General features: G+C 39.8%; 15 protein-coding genes. 11 read left to right on the top strand and 4 right to left on the bottom strand.

The genetic code is table 11. The features are described 5' to 3' along the window. Positions 1-16: 16 nt before the first annotated feature. The 3 genes from A3EM_RS0136060 to A3EM_RS0136050 are packed head-to-tail and all read right to left on the bottom strand — an operon-like array spanning position 17 to position 5,320. Positions 17-1,792, bottom strand: a complete 1,776-nt coding sequence (locus tag A3EM_RS0136060) for an SMP-30/gluconolactonase/LRE family protein (protein ID WP_020533111.1) — start codon at positions 1,790-1,792, stop codon at positions 17-19. A 60-nt stretch (positions 1,793-1,852) separates the two neighbouring features. Next, positions 1,853-4,234, bottom strand: coding sequence for a glycoside hydrolase family 95 protein (locus A3EM_RS0136055; protein ID WP_020533110.1), 2,382 nt, complete (start codon positions 4,232-4,234; stop codon positions 1,853-1,855). Positions 4,235-4,288: 54 nt separating this feature from the next. Continuing rightward, positions 4,289-5,320: a ThuA domain-containing protein gene (locus A3EM_RS0136050; RefSeq protein WP_020533109.1), complete on the bottom strand. Its 1,032-nt coding sequence runs from the start codon at positions 5,318-5,320 to the stop codon at positions 4,289-4,291. 364 nt (positions 5,321-5,684) lie between these two features. On the opposite strand from A3EM_RS0136050, the gene A3EM_RS0136040 reads away from it, so the two are divergent. The 5 genes from A3EM_RS0136040 (at position 5,685) to A3EM_RS0136020 (ending at position 9,072) form a co-directional block, all read left to right on the top strand. After that, positions 5,685-6,545: a helix-turn-helix domain-containing protein gene (locus A3EM_RS0136040; protein ID WP_020533107.1), complete on the top strand. Its 861-nt coding sequence runs from the start codon at positions 5,685-5,687 to the stop codon at positions 6,543-6,545. A 300-nt stretch (positions 6,546-6,845) separates the two neighbouring features. Further along, positions 6,846-7,229, top strand: a complete 384-nt coding sequence (locus A3EM_RS0136035) for a DUF5367 family protein (protein WP_020533106.1) — start codon at positions 6,846-6,848, stop codon at positions 7,227-7,229. 10 nt (positions 7,230-7,239) lie between these two features. Then, positions 7,240-7,575, top strand: a complete 336-nt coding sequence (locus A3EM_RS0136030) for a hypothetical protein (protein WP_020533105.1) — start codon at positions 7,240-7,242, stop codon at positions 7,573-7,575. Positions 7,576-7,577: 2 nt separating this feature from the next. Continuing rightward, a complete protein-coding gene (locus tag A3EM_RS0136025) occupies positions 7,578-8,081 on the top strand; it encodes an anthrone oxygenase family protein (protein WP_020533104.1) in 504 nt (167 codons plus the stop codon). Positions 8,082-8,229: 148 nt separating this feature from the next. Further along, the gene (locus tag A3EM_RS0136020) at positions 8,230-9,072 is read left to right on the top strand and encodes an NmrA family NAD(P)-binding protein (RefSeq protein WP_020533103.1); all 843 of its coding nucleotides are present in this window, start codon (positions 8,230-8,232) and stop codon (positions 9,070-9,072) included. A 70-nt stretch (positions 9,073-9,142) separates the two neighbouring features. Here A3EM_RS0136020 and A3EM_RS0136015 read toward each other — a convergent pair whose 3' ends face one another. After that, complete coding sequence (locus tag A3EM_RS0136015; RefSeq protein ID WP_020533102.1) at positions 9,143-10,120, bottom strand: aldo/keto reductase; 978 nt, start codon at positions 10,118-10,120, stop codon at positions 9,143-9,145. Positions 10,121-10,646: 526 nt separating this feature from the next. On the opposite strand from A3EM_RS0136015, the gene dgoD reads away from it, so the two are divergent. The 6 genes from dgoD (at position 10,647) to A3EM_RS0135980 (ending at position 19,406) form a co-directional block, all read left to right on the top strand. Further along, a complete protein-coding gene (gene dgoD, locus A3EM_RS0136005; protein WP_020533100.1) occupies positions 10,647-11,897 on the top strand; it encodes a galactonate dehydratase in 1,251 nt (416 codons plus the stop codon). A 189-nt stretch (positions 11,898-12,086) separates the two neighbouring features. Then, the gene (locus tag A3EM_RS0136000; RefSeq protein WP_020533099.1) at positions 12,087-13,637 is read left to right on the top strand and encodes a sulfatase family protein; all 1,551 of its coding nucleotides are present in this window, start codon (positions 12,087-12,089) and stop codon (positions 13,635-13,637) included. Positions 13,638-13,894: 257 nt separating this feature from the next. Continuing rightward, positions 13,895-15,394 (top strand): sulfatase family protein, encoded by a 1,500-nt coding sequence (locus A3EM_RS0135995; RefSeq protein ID WP_020533098.1) that lies wholly within the window; start codon positions 13,895-13,897, stop codon positions 15,392-15,394. Between the two features lie 7 nt (positions 15,395-15,401). Continuing rightward, entirely contained in the window at positions 15,402-16,934 is a 1,533-nt protein-coding gene (locus tag A3EM_RS0135990) for a sulfatase family protein (RefSeq protein ID WP_020533097.1), read from the top strand. Positions 16,935-16,963: 29 nt separating this feature from the next. Then, positions 16,964-18,058, top strand: a complete 1,095-nt coding sequence (locus A3EM_RS0135985) for a hypothetical protein (RefSeq protein WP_020533096.1) — start codon at positions 16,964-16,966, stop codon at positions 18,056-18,058. 103 nt (positions 18,059-18,161) lie between these two features. Then, positions 18,162-19,406: an Nramp family divalent metal transporter gene (locus A3EM_RS0135980; RefSeq protein WP_020533095.1), complete on the top strand. Its 1,245-nt coding sequence runs from the start codon at positions 18,162-18,164 to the stop codon at positions 19,404-19,406. Positions 19,407-19,431 lie beyond the last annotated feature (25 nt).

The raw sequence follows: 19,431 nt of genomic DNA, 5'->3' as shown, positions 1-19,431 counted from the left end.
GTAAATACAAAATATTTTAAAGTCTCGCTTTCATCGGTTTAACCGGTTTTTCAAAATTATTCGCTCCTTTCACCTTTACTTTTCTTTTATACACTTTGTCATGACAAGTCACGTACAGGATATCGAAGTTGGGACCTCCGAAACACAGGTTGGAAACCTGGCCTTTGGTTTTTGGGGTAGGGATAATGGCATGAACTCTTCCCAGTTGATCCATTACCTGAATACCACTTTTGCTGGTGACATAAATTCTGCCATCTCTATCACATTTTAATCCATCACTCCATGCATCTTCATCCACATCTCTCACATGTAACCAGCCAAATTTTTGCTTGTGGGCCAATGAACCATCTGCCTGAATCTGATATACCCAAACCCAGTGGGTAGCAGATTCAGTTACATATAGTTGTGTTTGATCTGGAGAAAGACACAACCCATTGGCAAATTTTAATCCTTCGTCTACTATGCTTTTTTCTCCATCGGGTTTCACTAAAATCAATTTACTTGGACGTTCCTTTCCGTTTGGAGAAGTGATATAAATATTTCCATTATGAGCCACAGAAATATCATTTCCCGGGGTTTCTTCTGCCACAACTTCATAGGCATCAGGGGTTTTATAAAGATGGACCTCTTTGGTAGGTGGATTAGACCAGCCACCAGTAATAGTGATCATTTCCCCTGATTTGGAGAAAGTAGTACCGCTGGCTTTTTTAGAATCAGAAATATATAATTCTAATTTTCCATCAAGTCCTATTTTGTAAGTTTTTGCATTGGGAATATCCTGAAAAAATACCTCTCCCTTCTGATTAACCGCAATACCCTCGGTGAAACCATAATCTTCCCCCACTAATTCCCATCCTTCATTTTCGGCTAATATGGCATTCAGAAACTTGTTTTGTGTTTCACCTGTGGTAATTGGCTGGGGATAATCTCTCCACAACCAGCGCATGGCATCGGGGAAAACAGCTTCTCCATGTTTATTATTATGTCCCCCTTCACCCCAAACGTGTTTCACATCATATCCGGAAAAAACCAACGACCTTTGCATGGCTTCATTTGCTTTCCACCAATCCCCTGCATAAATGTTGAGATCGTTGGAGCCATCCTGCATGAAAATCCGTATGGGTTTAGGTTCATGCTTTCGAACTAAAATTTCATACCGGTCCGCCCCCCTCAGTCCTACATAAGTCCCAATAGCACTATAAACTCTGGAAAATTCTTCCGGACGTTCCCAAGCTGCCGTAAATGCACAAACTGCGCCACTACTGGAGCCGGCTATGGATCGATCATTTCCGTTCTTCGATAAAATTATAGGTCTGCCATCATTGGTTTTCTGGCTTTCTACAAAAGGAAAAACTTCCTCCAATAGAAACCGTGCATACCGATCGCCAAGCCCATCATATTCAAAACTTCTGTTGAACCGGTCTACTGCAATTCCATCTCCATTTTGAGCTAAAACTTTTCCAGGAGTAATAAAAACCCCAATGGTAACCGGCATTTCTTTTTGGTGAATGAGGTTATCAAAAACGGTAGGTGCATTCCATTTTATTCCATCCTGATTTACATGAACACAAGCTGGTTTATCAGCCTTGTATTGGCTGGGAATGTACACACTTATTTCCCGGGTAGTACCTGGAAATATTTCGGACTGATCAAAAGTAAATTCTAATATTTCCCCCTGAGGTACTCCTTCCTGAACTTTAGAAGCAGGGTCAGCTGGATATGTTTCGGAACCAGATTGTGCGATTACTTCCCCAAAAACAAGGAGAAACAGAATTAAAAAATTGCTTTTCATATTTATATAATAGGTATCGGGTTATTCAAAACTGGAAAACTATAATGTGTTTAAACTTTTTCAATTAACAGGTTCATAAATGTATGTCTCACCTGCTTTAATTCTCACAGGCTCTTTTTTATCCTTATAAACCAGATTGAATTGGTTGGGAATTTCTGATTTGATCACCACTTTGGTTAGCAAATTATTTTCCCAGAAAATATCAAAAGTTAAACCTCCTCTGCCTTTTATTCCTTTGATATGTCCGTTTTCCCACTGCTTTGGTAAGGCTGGTAAAATTCGGATAATACCTTCCTCATGGGATTGCATCAGCATTTCCGATACGCCTGCAGTATAACCAAAGTTGCCATCTATCTGGAAAGGGGGATGCATATCAAACAGGTTTTTGGACATTGATTTTTTAAACAACAGTTGAATGTGTTCATGTGCCATTTCCCCATCCATTAACCTGGCACTGCAATTGATTAACCAGGCTCTACTCCATCCTGTGCCTGCTCCACCATTGTCCAAGCGGTGATCCAGGGTCTTCTTCACCGCTACAAATACATCGGGATTTTTGTCTTTGGTCACATCTGTGCCCGGATGAAATCCGTACAAATGAGACATGTGTCTGTGACCCGGCTCAGGCTCTTCATATGCCCTGTCCCATTCCAGAATTCTTCCATCTTCCCCAATCACAAAACCAGGCCGTAATTTTTCTTTTTGCTGTTTAATTTTTTCTACAAAATCATTATTTATATCTAAAATCTCTGCTCCTTTCAGGTAATGATCAAACACTTCAAAGATGACCTGCTGGTCCATGGCACTTCCCAAACAAGTGGCTACATGCTGCCCTTTGTCATTAATAAAACGATTTTCCGGAGAAGTTGAAGGCGCTGAAATTAATGAGCCATCCCGGGGATCTTCTATAATCCAGTCGCTGTAAAACCTGGCCACTTCCTGAATAGCGGGAAAAGCCCTGTTTTTCAAGAAGGTAGTATCTCTGGTAAATTCAAAATGATCCCAATAATGCTGCATAAGCCAGCCTCCACCTCCAAGCGAGCATCCCCAATAGGCCGTAGGCGCTCGTAACCAGGTAACTGCCCATAAATCAGTGGCATGGGGAATAAAAGTACCACTGCAGCCAAAGTTTCTCCTTGCAGTTACTTTTCCGTTTTCAACCAGTTTGTCTATATAATCAAACAATGGATTATTTAACTCGCTAAGATTTGCCATATCAGCCAGCCAGTAATTCATCTGCAAATTAATATTAAGGTGGTAATCTGCATTCCAGGGAGCGGTGATATGTTCATTCCACAAACCTTGCAGGTTTGCCGGATTTGTACCCACCCTGGAAGATGAAATCAACAAGTAGCGGCCATATTGATACAACAATGCTTCAAGTCCCACATCTAAAGCCCCATTTTTAATATTTTCGATCCTCTGGTCAGTTGGCAGGGAATCCAGCGCATTCTCACTCAATTTAAGATTTAATCTGGAATACAAACTTTGATAATCTTCAACATGATTCTCGGCCAAATCATCAAAACTTTTGGTAGCAATAGTTTCCAGATCATTTTGATTTTGCCCGCTGAAATCTTCAAAATAGTAAGAAGAATTAGAAACAAGGTAGATTGTAGCTTTTTTTGCATTTTTCAGTTCCAGATAATCTTCTCCCTTTTCAATACTTCCCCCTTCATGATTAATTTTCAGACAAGTCTCAAATTTCACGCCCTCCAAAATAGGAAAAGGTTCCGAATTGAATTGTCCATCACGTTGGGTAACCTCTCCCTGCATCACCAGTAGGTTTTCAGGAGTGGTAAAGGTTTTGGCTGTTGGTGAACCCTGATCTGCCGGTCTGCTCAATCTTAATTTGCCATTAAGCCCATCCTCTGCCTCAGTAGTCAGCTCAATAACGATCGCTTTATGGGGATGAGAAACCAATACTTTTTCAGTAACCAGTTTTCCGTTCGATTGGTAAGAAACAGTAGAAATAGCTTTGGAAATATTTAATTCCCTCCGGTAATCGGAAATGTTTTCATGGTTGAAATCTATAAATAAGTCTCCCATAGTCTGGTGAGATCTCACCACACCTTTTCTGGAAAACTTTTCTACAAATAATTTATCGGCTTCCTGGTTATTTCCCTCAAAAAGTAATTGCCTGATCCTGTCCAAATCAGCCTTATTTCCCTCAGGTTCATCCCAAGCCTCCACATCCGCAGGCCACATGGAGTCATCATTTAACTGAATACGCTCATTAGAGGTATTGCCAAAAACCATTACCCCCAACTTCCCATTGCCTAGCGGTAAGGCTTCATTCCAATCGGCAGCAGGCTGTGCATACCATAAAATATCATCAGTTTGCTGAGCTTCTATAATTTCTTCCTGTGCACTGCAGGAAATCAAAAAAAGCACAATTAACCAGCATCCATTTTTTACTAGTTTAAGGCAATCTTTGTTCATTAGTTTTTCAATTATTAGTTTAATCCTATATTATGGTATTTTCTTTTTTGGATACTATTCAAATTTAACAGCAACTGCTTTGTCTTTTGTGGGGAAATTATCCGGAACCTCCTGGGTTACTTTTCCGGTTGCGGCCCATTCTGCTCCTCGTTGGAAGGTCGTTTTAAATCCTACACATTCCATGGAATAATCGAAGTGCCCCAATGTGGAATGAAAAACACGGCCCTTTCCATAATTAATCGCCATAAGAGTGGCTACATTCCATCCAGTACCTTTAAAAGAAGGTTCCCAGGGTTGTTCATTTTTCTCTACATCGGAATACGCTGTGGCCAGAATGGTGGCATTTTCAAACGGTCCTCTCATTCGGTCGTAAAGTTCATCCTGAGTATGCAGCCAATCGGCAGGTAAACCTTTCATAATTGGATGTTCAGGCGCTCTTGTGGTAACCACATATTGATGTTCGAGCCCATGGGTGGCACAATGGCCTTCCTTAGGATCTTTCTGAATTTGACCTTCATCATCCATATAAACATAAGGCCCTGTCAGACTATCACGTCCTCCCCAGGCACCTAATCCAATCATTTTGTTGAATTCATCCCAGTCTCCCCAGGCATTATCAGCAGCGTGAACCACTACCAAACCTCCTCCATCATTCATGTATTGTTCAAATTTTTTCCTGGTGGCTTCCGGCCAGTAAGCCGAGTTTTCCCCAAGGTTGGAAATAATCAAATCATAAGGGCTAAAGTCCATACTGAAATCTGAAATTTTAACCGGATCTGTTTTTGATATTCCTTTAGGGGCTGGTTCTACAGGGTATTTCTCAAGATATCCCTCCAATGGCACTTCTCTGCTTTGGTTATATTTGATGCCCAGCCAGATTGAATCTGCCCGATTTATTTCCACCTCAAAAAGACCGGTTTCCTCCAGGTAACTTTTCATCATCATGGTAGATTTCGGCCAGATATAATGGTTATTTTGACCATCTAGAATTAATGCTTTCAGTTTAGATTGTTCCGTTTTCTGGTTATCCACACTGTTGCAAGCAGCCAAAATGGCTATTAAATATACTATCCAGATACTTTTCATTTTCTATTTTTTTGTTTTAACTGAAAAACCAACAGGCTTCCCATTGCTATTTTTATCTGGCCTAAAGTTAGTGAAAATTTTTGTACAGTGGAGCTTCAGAAAAGAACAGGTAACCTATGCCTTGTTATAGTTTTAATTTCTTTACTTAATGGGAGAATCTCTTTCCATTAGTCTTAGTACCGAGTGTTTTAAAAGTAAAAATTTGTTTTCTTGTTTGGCAAACTCTAAATTCAACTGTTACAATTCTTTTCTAAACCATTTGGTAGTGTTAGAGTATGTTTAAATTTCAGGTATTTCGCTGCAAATGCCCATTTTAGGAACCTCGGTTCAAATGAAAATTTGAACATCGGCAAATTAAATTCCCATGACCAGAGATATTATCGACATAAATGATTTTACCGTTCTTGTGGAAGAGGCAAATGCGGATTTTCCCACAGTAGATACCTGCCTGTTTGATGAACCTGTGATAGCTGTTGCTTTTTATGGTTCGGGAAATGTAGACCTTCAGGTTAATTTCGAAGAAAATCAAAAATCTTTCAGTCATACTAAAGGATTAGCGCTTTCCTTTTATGCCGATGAAAAAGTAGAATTTCAGCATACAGTCTCGGCTACAAAACCCCTGGAATGTATTGTAATCGCAACTACAATCAAAAACTTGGATAAACTCCCAATTATTGAAGGAGAATTGTTTGGAGAAATGTTGCATCAATTGGTTCATCCTGAGGATCACTATGTGGAGGGGCCGAGTTTTTTTATGACACCGGAAATGCAATCCATAGTAGACCAGATTTTCCACACAAAATATGAAGGAAAAGCCAAAATGATGTTTTTCAGAAGTCAGATAACTTCTCTTCTGGCGCATTTCTTTGGTCAGCTTTCAATGATGTCTTCGGAACAAATTCCTGAGGATGAACGGAATAAGTTATTAGAAGCAAAGGAAATTCTCACCATGAATATGGATTCCCCACCTTCCCTATCAGAACTTTCCAGGCAAATTGGACTGAATACTTTTAAATTAAAAAAGAACTTTAAAGCCCTTTTTGGAGTGCCCGTGTTCAAATACCTTCAGCATGAGCGACTGAATAAGGCGCATGAACTTATCAGAAATAAAGAAGCCACCATTCAGGAAGCGGCCTGGCATGTGGGATATGATAGTTTGAGTTCTTTTTCCAATGCCTTTACCAAAAAATTTGGTTTTCGTCCTAGTGCCACAGGCTTTAAATAAACAACTGGAGTTTGGTCTTGATAATCAACTTGTTAAGCAATGATAGACCTCACTTATTTCGTAAGGACAGGCGCTCTGCTAGTCGCCCTTGTACTACTACCTAAAATCCAGCCTTAATATAATCGCTAAAGGCATCTCAACAGATGAGTATACTTATTTTCCAGTCTAACCTGACTGAAAAACACACCGATCCTGGTAAAATAAAGCGAAAATCCTTTTCGAACAAACCTTGCTCCTTTTGGAACAAAGTATTCTGTTGAATCCCCCACAACTTTGTGTCATCACAATAACAAAAATGACATGAAGATAATTAAAACAATTTTGGTTGGAGCCTTCATCTGGATGCTGGGAGTTGTAGTTTACACCTGCTCCTTTTTCATCCCCATTCTGGAAGATTCAGAACTGCAGGCTAATATTTTTCTGGCCATTTTCCTAATCCCAATCGCCTGGCTTGGCGCTCGCTTTTACTTTAAAAAAACGCCTAATACAATGGGTTTACAAGCCGGGCTGATCATGGTTTGTACCGCAATTTTGCTTGATGGGATAATTACGGTTCCACTACTCATCATTCCCAATGGAGGAACTTATCAAAGCTTTTTTATTGCTCCGGCATTCTGGTTAATCGCACTCGAATATTTGCTGGTTATCGTGTTTTATGCCAGGTTTAGCATGAAGATCAATTAACAAAAAAAGGATGAGAAAAATAACAATTCTAATCGCATTGCTCATCTGTTTTGGAATAGAAAAATCCATCACTGAAGCAAAATTTCTTACACAGAAAACGGGTAATGCCATCTATTCAGATCCTAAGGAAGCGGCTTTTACAGTACTCAATACAAAATGCAATGTGTGTCATCGTAAAAAAAATCCCTTTAAGGTATTCTCTCCCAAAAATATGGGAAAGCATGCACAAAAAATCTACCAACAGGTATTTGTACTGAAAAGAATGCCGAAAGGTGAAGAAATTAAATTAACTGAAGAAGAATATCGCATCTTAAAAAATTGGCTTGCCACCGAAAATATATTTTAGCCATGTACATATCTGTTAAAACTATTTCCCTTTTTATAGCTATTCTATTGACAGGACTTTCTGCAGGACTTTTTTATGCCTGGTCGGTCTCGGTTATTCCCGGCACTAAAAAACTGACTGATCTCTACTATTTGGAGGCCATGCAGTCCATCAACAGAGCCATTTTAAATCCGGCTTTTTTCCTGATCTTTTTCGGAAGTATGATTATGCTGGCAGGCTGTGTCATTCAGGAGTGGGGACGGACCGAATTAACCTTTTGGTTTTTACTTATAGCTTCCATTATCTATCTGGTCGGGACTTTTGGCATAACGGGATTGGGGAATGTACCCTTAAATAATGCCCTGGATAAGCTGAATTTGAATGAGCTGGCTACAGATCAGCTCGCACAGTTCAGGCAACACTATGAAATCCGATGGAACAGGTTTCATCTGATAAGAACCATTGCAGCTGTCAGCTCTTTTCTTTTTGCCTTGCTGGCAGCTTTCACCAAAATTAAGTACCAGTGATCCACACCGGGTACTCCACACCGGGTACTATTATTTCTGAGAAAAAGTAATCTCTCTATCTGTCTTTTATGGCAGAATAATACACGATTAATTTTTAATTACTACTTAAATTCTTGTAATCATTCTAAATCTTTAAATAAATCATATTATGAAAAATAACATTCTTGTAATTGGAGGCACTGGTAAAACCGGTAGAAAAGTGGTAGAAAAACTGCAGCACATGAACCACCCTGTCAGAATCGGGTCAAGGAAGGCTACTCCCTCTTTTGATTGGGAAAAGCCCTCAACCTGGGAAAATGCCTTGGAAGGAATAGAGAAAGTTTACATCACTTTCCAACCAGACCTTGCTGTTCCTGGTGCCTTGGAAGCCATCAAATCCTTAACCGAACAGGCATTAAAAAGTGGCGTAAAGAAACTCGTATTACTTTCCGGCAAAGGAGAAAGAGAAGCCGAATTGTGTGAAGAAGTGGTTATGCAGTCTGGTTTGGATTACACGATTATTCGGGCCAGTTGGTTTAGCCAAAATTTTAGTGAAACCTTTTTCCTTGACCCAATTCTGGCCGGCCATGTCGCACTTCCAAAACCTGATGCAAAGGTTCCTTATGTAGATACAAATGACATTGCCGATGTGGCTGTGGAAGTATTATTAAATGATAAGCATAATGGGCAAATTTATGCACTGACTGGTCCTGAACTCTGGACTTTTGAAGAAGTAATAACCGAAATTTCAGCAGCCTCAGGAAGGGAAATTCAATTTACCCCAATTTCATTAGAGGAATATATCAAAATGTTGGGAGAACACCAGGTCCCTACCGATTACATCTGGCTGATTAATTACCTGTTCAGTAACGTGCTGGATGCCAAAGGCAATAATGTCATTTCCCATGATATTGAAAGGGTGCTGGGCAGAAAACCAACAGATTTCAGGAAATATATTCGGGAAACGGTAAAAACAGGTGTTTGGAATCCCCCGGTCCCACAGCCTAATTAATTTCTATCAGAATTTGTAACTGCTTCCGAAAGGAAGCAGTTGTTTTATTTAACAGATTCAATAATCATTTTTAAGCCCAATTACCATCCTGATATTTGTTTTCCATCCATGGTAATCCATCATGCTGATAAAATGGAGAAAGCCTCATGCTTAATTTATCCATCTCTGCAGCTTCCATTGGCTTAAAGTTTTTGAGGATTTCCAAATTACTTTTTACCACTTCCTTGGAATCTGTACCTAAAACTATCCCATCAGCTTCTTTAATGGACAAAGCGTACCTGATCAAATCCTTCGGCTGCAATGAAGCATCTTTTTCTCTTGGCCGAATCACTTTCATGAGCATCACTCCCATTCCTTTTGCATGGGCCACTGGTAATACTTCCTCCTGACGTTTGTACCCATTTTGCGGATTGTAATGATTGAGTGCCATCAACATACTGTCAAAATTGTAATTTTCAGCAAAATGTTTCAATGCCACTGGGTCGGTATGACCACTGAATCCAATAAACCGGGTAACTCCTTCTTCTTTCATTTTATGGACAATTTCCAGGACTCCATCCTTTTTCTCTATTGCATCCACATCCTCAACATCTTTCACCCCATGAATTTTGAGCATGTCGAATTGTGTGATCTGCATCCTGTCCAAACTTTCTTCAATTTGTTTCATTGCCTGGTCAGGTTCCCTGGCGGAAATCTTAGTGCTGATAAAAACTTCTGATCTTCTGTCTTTCAATATTTTCCCTATCCTTTCCTCACTAATCACACCCAGTTTATTATTTTGGTAGTTGTTGGCTGTATCCCAATAATATAGACCATTATCCAGGGCATAGGTCAAAACATCCAGCGCTTCGTCTTCCTTTTCGATTGCACAAAATCTACTACCAAGTCCGAGGGCAATTCTTGGCAGTTTCACCCCGGTTTTTCCCAGTTCCATTGTGGCCAGGTCATGAGAATTGTAGGTCCCGCAACCCGACAGCAGCTGGGAATTCGCTAAGGTTACACCAATGGCAACAGTTCCTTTAATAAATTTTCTTCTTGAAATTTCCATATCAAAGAGGTCTTTTGGCTAAATTTGAATTAATTGACTCCTATTCCTTTCCCTACCATCAATTATTTATACCTTCTATTTTACCTTCCGGGCTCAGCTTTTCCTCCAAATACTCCTAAAATTTTGCATACTTTTTAGTCAGTCACTTCCCGCCTACTTCACGATAATGATAGGCTCCTGGATGATTCCTTAAGTTAAAAAGAAAATATTATTATTCCTCACCATCTAACAAAGATTTGTCTTTCGATGCTTCCCTTCTCACCGGAAGGTTTCATTTTCGAGAACTAAAGATCAGCTCAATCCTCAGCAATATGATTAAAAATATGTTATCCATACTGGCTAATGACAGTCCCTGGAAATGGCTTAAGACAACTACTTTATTAATTCAGCAACTCCTAAGACCATTTTGGCCTGTTTAAGATGATTGAGGTAAGTCTTTACTTGCAAATAAGGCCAATTTTCTTATCTAGCGTAAATTGGAAATTTCACCTCAATTTAAACACTTATTTTTTAAACCTATCCTCCCATGACAATTGTAAATGAAAACAGTTCACGTTCCAGAAGGAAATTCTTCAGAAATGCTTTTGCTTCCATAGCCATCAGTACCACGGGTGCTTATAGTCTTCAGGCTAAAGATTCCTCACAGGTTTCTTTAAATGGGGAACGCGAAGCCATAAGAATTACCCAATTAGAAACCTTTAAAGTAAAACCCAGATTTCTCTTCTTGAAAGTCCATACTGATGCGGGAATAATTGGCCTGGGAGAACCCATTACAGAAGGTCGGGCCGATACCTGTGCCATGGCCATCAAGGAAATGGAACCCTACCTGCTCGGAAAAGACGCCAGGAAAATCGTGCATCACTGGCAGGCTCTATACAGACATTCCTTTTACCGGGGTGGCCCAATTCTCACCAGCGCCTTAAGTGGACTAGACCAGGCCCTCTGGGATATAAAAGGCAAAGCACTAGGCGTCCCAATTTATGAACTTCTCGGAGGACCAACTAGAGACCGAATAAGAGTTTATGCCCATGCCAGATCGGTAGAGACTGTAAAAAAAGCTAAGGCTGAGGGTTTTACAGCCTTTAAAACCAGTGTGAAAAATGCTACACAGTCGGGGATCATTGCTTCGCAACAATTTATAGAAGAGGCCACACAGGCTTTTGCAGAATTAAAAGCTGCAGCTGGTAAAGACGGGGATGTAGGTATTGATTTTCATGGGGCTATCAGTCCTCAAAATGCCGCTTTACTCATTCATGCCCTGGAACCCCACCAGCCATTTTTTATTGAAGAACCTGTCAATTGTCAAAATGTGGATATTATGGCAAGATTAGCCAAAGAAACCCATCTGCCAATTGCTACAGGAGAACGGATTTTCACAAAATGGGGATTTAGAGAAATTCTGGAAAAACAAGCTGCCAGCATACTTCAACCAGACCTGTGCCATGCCGGAGGTATTTTTGAAGGAAGATTAATTGCCGGAATGGCAGAAGCTCATTATGCTTCCATAGCACCACACAATCCTCTTGGGCCAATTTCCCTGGCAAGTGGACTTCAACTGGCGGCATCTATCCCCAATTTTTTATGTCAGGAACAGGTTACGCTTGGTGAAGGATATATCAAAAAACCATTTGTAGTCAAAAATGGCCATGTAGACATTCCTACCGACCCTGGTCTCGGCATCCAATTAGATGAAGATGCCATTGCCGATAAATTAGGGCATGAATGGCGGAACAGAGAATCATATCTGGAGTCTGATGGTTCGGTAGTGGATTGGTAATTGGCCAAATCTGTTGGATTCCTCAACTTCATTTTTCCTGTTTTTGAGTCACTAAAAAATTATTTCAGTTAAAAAAGAGCACACTTCAATGGAGAAAAACTGAGATTAGTACAGTAAAAATTGAAGATTCAATTCGATTGACTAAATTCGGGAATTATTAGAAACAAAAAGTATTATCAAACGAAAAACATGAAAGTTAAAGGAATAATAAAGATCCTAATTTTACAAGCCATATTATTATCCTGTAATGCACCAGAGCAGAATAAGGAGGTAGTCGAGCAGAAAGCCCCAAACGTCATTATCATTTATGCTGATGATCTGGGTTATGGAGATGTTGGAGCCTATGGTTCTACTGAATTGAAAACTCCAAATATTGATCGGCTGGCAAATGGAGGGATGAGGTTTACCAATGGTTATGCCTCTTCTGCAACTTGTTCACCCAGTAGATATGCCTTGCTTACCGGCCAGTATCCATGGAGAAACAAAAATGCCAAAATTCTTCCGGGAACGGCTCCATTACTAATCAGTACCCAACAAATGACTATCCCCAAAATGTTGAAACAAAGCGGATACCATACCGGAATTGTGGGGAAATGGCATTTGGGTCTGGGTGACGGACAAGTAGATTGGAACCAGCATATTTCTCCGGGACCAAATGAGGTAGGTTTCGATTATGCCTACATTATGGCGGCTACTCAGGACAGAGTGCCTACCGTCTATATTGAAAATGGGAAAGTGGTAAATCTTGACCCGAACGATCCCATTGAAATTGATTACAGCAAAAACTTTGAGGGAGAACCTACCGGAAAAGACAACCCTGAATTGTTGAAAATGAAATGGCATCACGGTCACAACAATAGTATTGTAAATGGCATTCCCAGAATTGGGTTTATGAAAGGAGGAGAATCTGCCAAATGGGTTGATGAAGATATGGCCGATCATTTTCTGGGCAAAGCACAGGAATACATCAAAGGACACAAAGATGAACCATTCTTCCTCTATTATGCTTTACAGCAACCACACGTTCCTCGTACACCTCATCCAAGATTTGTGGGTAAATCAGGAATGGGACCAAGAGGAGATGTAATTGTGGAAGCGGATTGGTGCATCGGTGAATTCATCAAAACCCTGGAAACAGAAGGTTTATTGGAAAACACCCTGATCATTTTATCCAGTGATAATGGCCCGGTACTGAATGATGGTTATTATGATGATGCAGTGGAAAAATTAGGCAAACATACCCCGGCAGGTCCATTAAGAGGGGGGAAATACAGTTTGTTTGAAGCGGGAACAAGAGTACCCTTTATCACATACTGGGAAGGGGAAATTCAACCAGGAGTATCTGATGCACTAGTTTCCCAAATCGATTTTCTGGCATCTTTGGCTGCCTTAACTGACAGTGATGTACAGGTAGGAGACAGCCAGAATCTGCTGGATGTTTTTAAAGGTAAAAGTGAAAAAGGCCGAGACAATTTAGTTTTGGAAGCCACCAGCCGTACCGCTTTCCGAAAAGGAGACTGGGCAATGATCCCTCCTTACAAAGGACCTGCTGTGATAAAGACGGTTAATATAGAAATAGGTAATGCCAATGAATTTCAATTGTATAACCTCAAGGAAGATATTGGCGAACAAAATAACCTGGCTGAAAGCAATCCAGAAAAACTGGAAGAAATGATTGCAGAATTTGAAAGCATTCGGGGAATAGAATATAAAGAAACAGAAAAACTGGAATTGAAATAACGCTTATGAAGAGAAATAGTCAGGCTTAAAAAAGGAAAGGTCTGACTATTTTTCTAAATAAGTAACTGTATAACCTATTGAATAAAATAACAGTCATCTGCTGGTAACCAGCATTTTTAATTTATTGAAACTTCCAAATTCCAATGTTTGCTTACTTGTGGGTAAGGCACTTGGTTATGGAACAAAAAAGAAGTGATTTACTGACTCATTCCCATACAGTTTAGTAAAAAAAAGAATTTCGTAAAGTACTAGTAATTATGAAAAAACTAACCAACAAAGTCTACTTTTTATTTACCCTGGGAATGTTTATTTCCCTAACAGCCATTTCCCAAGAAAGACCAAATATTATCTGGCTCATGGCAGAAGATATTGGACCGGATATAGAATGCTATGGAATGGAAGCTGTAAAAACTCCGGTATTGAATAAATTGGCAGAAAATGGCTTAAAGTTCAACAATTGTTTCGTCACCAATCCTATCTGTTCACCAAGCAGGTCTGCAATGATGACCGGGGTGATGCAAAACAAAATAAACGCCCAGCATCATAGAAGTAACAGGGAGCTGCCATTAGCAGAACCATATAAACCATTCACTTATTTACTCCGCAAAGCAGGATATACCTGCATTTTAGGAAATGAATATGTCATGGGAAAGGGCCGGAAAATAGATGTGAACTTTAAACATGAAGCTATTGGGGAATGGGATGGAAAAAACAAATTTGGCCTATTTGATCAGTACGATATCATCCCAAAAGATGAAACGCCATTTTTTGCCCAAATTCAGTTAAAAGTAACCCACAGAGGCGACTGGTGGGATGAAATCCGTGAAAAGTCTGACCATCCTGTTGATCCGGATAAAGTAAAATTACCTCCGTACATGGCTGATGACCCTGTAGTAAGGCTTGACTGGGCCAAATACCTGGATCAGATGGAATACATGGATCATGAAATTGGTATTATCATTCAGGATTTAAAAGAAAAAGGACTTTATGAAAATACAGTGATTATTTTTATTGGAGATAATGGCCGCTGTAATATCCGGGGAAAAGGCTATCTTTTTGATCCTGGCCTGCATATACCGCTAATTGTGAGCTGGCCGGAAGGAATAAAAACCGGAGCAGTAAGAGATGAAATTGTAAGTGCCACAGATATCACAGCTACAATTCTTGATTTGGCAGGCATTGAGGTTCCTGAATATATGACTGGCAGTTCATTTATGGATGATAATTTTTCAAGAGAATATTCCTATGGTGCAAGGGATTTATGGGATGAAGTAATGGAAAAATCCAGAAGTCTGACCTCAAAAAAATATAAATATATTAAAAATTATATGCCGGAGGTTTCCTGGGATGCACACCAGGCTTATCTGGAATTTTACCGGCCGGCAGTGCATGCCATGCGAAAGCTAAAATTTGAAGGAAAATTAAATGCTGATGAAGCTTACTTTTTCTCTCCTACCAAACCTGTTGAAGAATTGTATGATCTTGAAAATGACCCTCATGAATTAAAAAACCTGGCTGGTGATGATAATTATAAAGATATTCTGAATCAGTTTCGGATTAAACTGAAAGCAACAGAAAAAGATATGACCGCCTCATCCGATGCCTTTCATCCGGTTTATCCAACCGCAGTTGACATCTTAGACTGGGTAAAATACAAACATCCGGAAGCTTATCTGGAAATGTTGAATGGAAAGGAAATTGGATTTCACAAGTACACAACTTTGTATAAAGAAGCGATGGAAAAATTAAAAAACTAGATCGATAATGAAGCACTTTAATTGGTTCATTTTAATTCAAATTATCCTATTGGTCGCCTGTAACTCTAAAGATGAGGCCATAGAAGAAGCTGCTCCAAACATTATTTTTATTTGCCCTGATCAATACCGAAACTACAGCCTGGGCTTTTGGTCAAAGCCTGGGAACAAGGAGTTTTTACAGGGCAATCCCGATCCTGTGTCTACTCCCGCTTTGGATAAGCTGGCAGAAGGCGGAATTGTATTCAGCCGGGCCGTAAGCAATTTCCCATTATGCAGTCCATACAGGGGTATGCTTCTCTCCGGAATGTATCCGTATCAAAATGGTATTACCAATAATTGCAGGGCAGACAGGGATGTGCAACTGAGAACAGATGCCATTTGTATAACCGATGTTTTTGCACAGGCGGATTACAATGTAGCCTATTTTGGGAAGTGCCACTGGCAGAAAACCGAACCTTTATTTGATGAGAACGGGACTTTTGTGGGTTCAAAAGAGGCTCCGGGAGGACATTTTATCAACCGCTATGATACCTATGTTCCGCCAGGACCTGACCGACACAGTATTGATTATTTCTTCCAGGCCTTAAAAGATGACCATTTTAATCCTTTGGTATATTCCAATGATCCAAAAGCGATTGAAGGCAAAAAGGACGGGGAACCTTATAAACCCGGAAAATTTTCTGCAGAACTGGAATCTGAAAAAATTATTGATTATTTGTCCAATACCCATGGCCAGCGTGATCCCCAAAAACCTTTTTTCCTGATGTGGTCGCTTAATCCGCCTCATAATCCATGGACAGAAAAAAGTACTTATATGGAATTTTTTGATCAATACACAGATTCCGGGAATATCCATATTGATCAACTCCTTACCCATGAAAATGCTGATACTGCTGTGGGACACTATGCTCCATACTATTATGCCAATGTGAGTGCAGTAGATCATTTCATAGGGAAAGTACTGGACCATTTGGCCAAACTGGGGCTTTCGGAAAATACCATAATTGTATTTTCCTCCGATCATGGAGAAATGTTGGGAAGCCATGGCAAAACTGGGAAAAACACACCTGAAATAGAAGCTTATAACATCCCATTTATAATTAAATGGGGGGATAAATTAAAACCCAGAATAGAGGATTTAATCTTAAGTGTTCCAGATGTGATGCCTACCCTACTTTCTCTGGCGGGTATGGAAGATAAGATTCCTGATGAAGTGCAAGGAAAAAATTACGCTTCCATTTTAAAAAAATCATCCGGGGACGATTTGGAAAAACCTGCCTCTGCACTTTTCATGAATGGTAATTCCAGAGGAGTTTACACAGGAAAATACATGTTTGTGGTCAACCAGAAAGACGGAAAAGCCGATGAAGTATTTTGTTATGATAACGAAGCTGATCCTAACCAGTTGAATAGAATTCCTTTTGAAAAAATAGAAGCGTCTGTAGGAAAAAAACTGATAAAGGAATTGGAATTTTTACTCAAACAAACAGATGATAAATGGTATCAGGATAAGGTTTGTGGTGAGTTTTTAGACTATTAATCCTGTATTTTTAAGGAGACAAATTGAAAATGAAAAACATGAAATTTATTAAACTACTTCTACTATCTATTGCAGTTTTCTTCGCTATTTCCTTTTCTGCGAAAAAAAACAAAACCATTGTTTCCATTAAGGGGAATCAGTTTTATATCAACGGAGAACTGACCTACAAAGGACGGGAATGGAATGGGCATAAAATTGAAGGGCTTTTAATGAATTCGAGAATGGTTCAGGGAATTTTCGATGATTTAAATCCGGAAACCAGAGACAGGTTTAAATATCCCGATACCCAAAAATGGGATGCTGATAGGAATACAGATGAATTTATTCTGGGAATGGAAGAATGGAAAAAGCACGGTTTGCTGGCTTTTACACTCAATTTGCAGGGAGGAAGCCCCATGGGTTATGGCAATAAGGGTTGGAGAAATTCAACATTCGATGATGAGGGAGCACTCCGATCAGATTACATGGCCCGGTTAGAGAAAATTCTCAATAAAGCCGATGAATTGGGTATGGTGGTAATTCTGGGTTATTTTTATTTTGGGCAGGATCAATACCTGAAAGATGAAAAAGCAGTAATAAATGCTGTAGATAATATCACTAAATGGATCTTGGATAAAGGTTATAAGAATATAATCGTAGAAATTAACAACGAATCCAATGTCCGATATGATCACCCTATTTTGCAACCGGAAAGGGTCCATGAACTGATTGAACGTGTGCAGAAAAAGAAGAAAAAAGAATTTAGTTTATTGGTGAGCACTAGCTATGGAGGAGGATTTTTGCCTTTACCCAATGTGGTAAAATCTGCAGATTTTATTTTGATTCATGGCAATGGAATTAAAGACCCGAAAAAAGTGACTAAGCTGGTAGAAGATACCAGAAAAGTGGAAGGGTATACTCCTAAACCGATCCTGTTCAATGAAGATGACCATTTTGATTTCGATAAGGAAGAAAACAACATGGTAAATGCTATAAAAGCCTATGCTTCCTGGGGATATTTTGATTTTAGAATGGATGGGGAAGGATTTGAAGATGGCTTCCAAAGCGTTCCGGTGGACTGGAGTATCAATTCCGATCGGAAAAAAAGCTTTTTTAATAAACTAAAGGAGATTACCGGCTATTAAGGTGAGGATTTTTTTCTCTACCTGATTTCATTAAATCACCAGGAGTGAAGCATCTCACACTCAAAACGACTACACCTTATCTTAACTACTTTAATAAATTAACATGAAAAAAGTCGTAGCCTTTTTACTCTCTATTGGCCCGGGAATTTTTTGCATTGGTTATACGGTAGGTACCGGAAGCGTAACTGCAATGGCCAAGGCAGGCAGCCAGTTCGGATCTCAATTATTATGGGTTTTGATTTTAAGTTGTCTTTTTTCCTGGACACTGATGGAAGCCTATGGAAGATATGCTGTGGTTACCGGAAGGACCACAGTCAATAGTTTTAAAACAGAACTAAAATATGGAAAAGTACTGGCTATTCTACTCATGGTTGGGATAGTAATAGGGCAGTGGAATTCCCTTTCCGGAATTGTGGGCCTTTCTTCAAGTGCACTTTATGAAATTTCCCGGCTGTTCTTACCTACTTTACCCACCGAAAGTTATTGGGCAGTTCTGGGTATTGCCATCGGCATTCTGTTCATCCTTTACCTGCTTTTAATCCAGGGAAATTATTCATTTTTTGAGAAAGTCCTCATTGTATTTGTCACCATTATGGGGATTTCCTTTATCATATCTATGTTTATTGTTTTCCCTGCTCCTTCAGAAATAGCCCTGGGTTTTCTCCCCACCATTCCAGATGCTCCCGGAGGAAATTTAATGGTTGCGGCATTTGTAGGCACCACAATGGCAGCTCCTACTTTTGTGGTTCGACCCCTGCTGATGCAGGGAAAAGGCTGGGGAATAAATGAAGTTAAAAACCAATCAAAAGATGCTTTTTCCTCTGCGCTTTTGATGTTTGTCATCAGCGGATCCATCATGATTACAGCCATGGGAGCCATGTATTATCAGGGTCTAAGTATCAATAGAGTCATTGATATGGTGAATACCCTTGAACCTGTGGCCGGAAAATTTGCGGTAGCCCTCTTCATGACCGGTGCACTCAGTGCAGGATTGTCGTCCGTTTTCCCCATTCTTATGGTAGCCCCATTGCTGGTGGCGGATTACAAAAATGGCAAACTGGATGTGAAATCAAAGCTTTTTAAAGTATTAACGGCTGTGGCCTGTGTGGTTGGTCTTTCGGTGCCTATCATGGGAGCCAATCCGATTATTGCCCAGATTGCCACCCAGGTAGCCAATGTTTTTGTACTTCCTTTGGCCATTGGCGGGATTTTTTACATCATTAACCAGGAAAAAATTATGCAGGAACACAAAGCGGGAATTATGCTAAATTTAGGCCTGATTGCCGCGTTTATTTTCTCCTGTATCATTTCCTATATAGGTTTTTTAGCCTTAAAAGATTTTTTCTAAGCAAGAATAACTTTCTCCCTGATTA

The organism is Flexithrix dorotheae DSM 6795 (assembly GCF_000379765.1).
GTDB lineage: Bacteria > Bacteroidota > Bacteroidia > Cytophagales > Flammeovirgaceae > Flexithrix > Flexithrix dorotheae.
This window is presented reverse-complemented; position numbering and strand designations above follow the sequence as displayed.

Excerpts from the sequence above, each read along its gene's own strand:
- A3EM_RS0136060 (WP_020533111.1), bottom strand. The coding sequence starts at position 1,792 with ATGAAAAGCAATTTTTTAATTCTGTTTCTCCTTGTTTTTGGGGAAGTA.
- A3EM_RS0136055 (WP_020533110.1), bottom strand. The coding sequence starts at position 4,234 with ATGAACAAAGATTGCCTTAAACTAGTAAAAAATGGATGCTGGTTAATT.
- A3EM_RS0136050 (WP_020533109.1), bottom strand. The coding sequence starts at position 5,320 with ATGAAAAGTATCTGGATAGTATATTTAATAGCCATTTTGGCTGCTTGC.
- A3EM_RS0136040 (WP_020533107.1), top strand. The coding sequence starts at position 5,685 with ATGACCAGAGATATTATCGACATAAATGATTTTACCGTTCTTGTGGAA.
- A3EM_RS0136035 (WP_020533106.1), top strand. The coding sequence starts at position 6,846 with ATGAAGATAATTAAAACAATTTTGGTTGGAGCCTTCATCTGGATGCTG.
- A3EM_RS0136030 (WP_020533105.1), top strand. The coding sequence starts at position 7,240 with ATGAGAAAAATAACAATTCTAATCGCATTGCTCATCTGTTTTGGAATA.
- A3EM_RS0136025 (WP_020533104.1), top strand. The coding sequence starts at position 7,578 with ATGTACATATCTGTTAAAACTATTTCCCTTTTTATAGCTATTCTATTG.
- A3EM_RS0136020 (WP_020533103.1), top strand. The coding sequence starts at position 8,230 with ATGAAAAATAACATTCTTGTAATTGGAGGCACTGGTAAAACCGGTAGA.
- A3EM_RS0136015 (WP_020533102.1), bottom strand. The coding sequence starts at position 10,120 with ATGGAAATTTCAAGAAGAAAATTTATTAAAGGAACTGTTGCCATTGGT.
- dgoD (WP_020533100.1), top strand. The coding sequence starts at position 10,647 with ATGACAATTGTAAATGAAAACAGTTCACGTTCCAGAAGGAAATTCTTC.
- A3EM_RS0136000 (WP_020533099.1), top strand. The coding sequence starts at position 12,087 with ATGAAAGTTAAAGGAATAATAAAGATCCTAATTTTACAAGCCATATTA.
- A3EM_RS0135995 (WP_020533098.1), top strand. The coding sequence starts at position 13,895 with ATGAAAAAACTAACCAACAAAGTCTACTTTTTATTTACCCTGGGAATG.
- A3EM_RS0135990 (WP_020533097.1), top strand. The coding sequence starts at position 15,402 with ATGAAGCACTTTAATTGGTTCATTTTAATTCAAATTATCCTATTGGTC.
- A3EM_RS0135985 (WP_020533096.1), top strand. The coding sequence starts at position 16,964 with ATGAAAAACATGAAATTTATTAAACTACTTCTACTATCTATTGCAGTT.
- A3EM_RS0135980 (WP_020533095.1), top strand. The coding sequence starts at position 18,162 with ATGAAAAAAGTCGTAGCCTTTTTACTCTCTATTGGCCCGGGAATTTTT.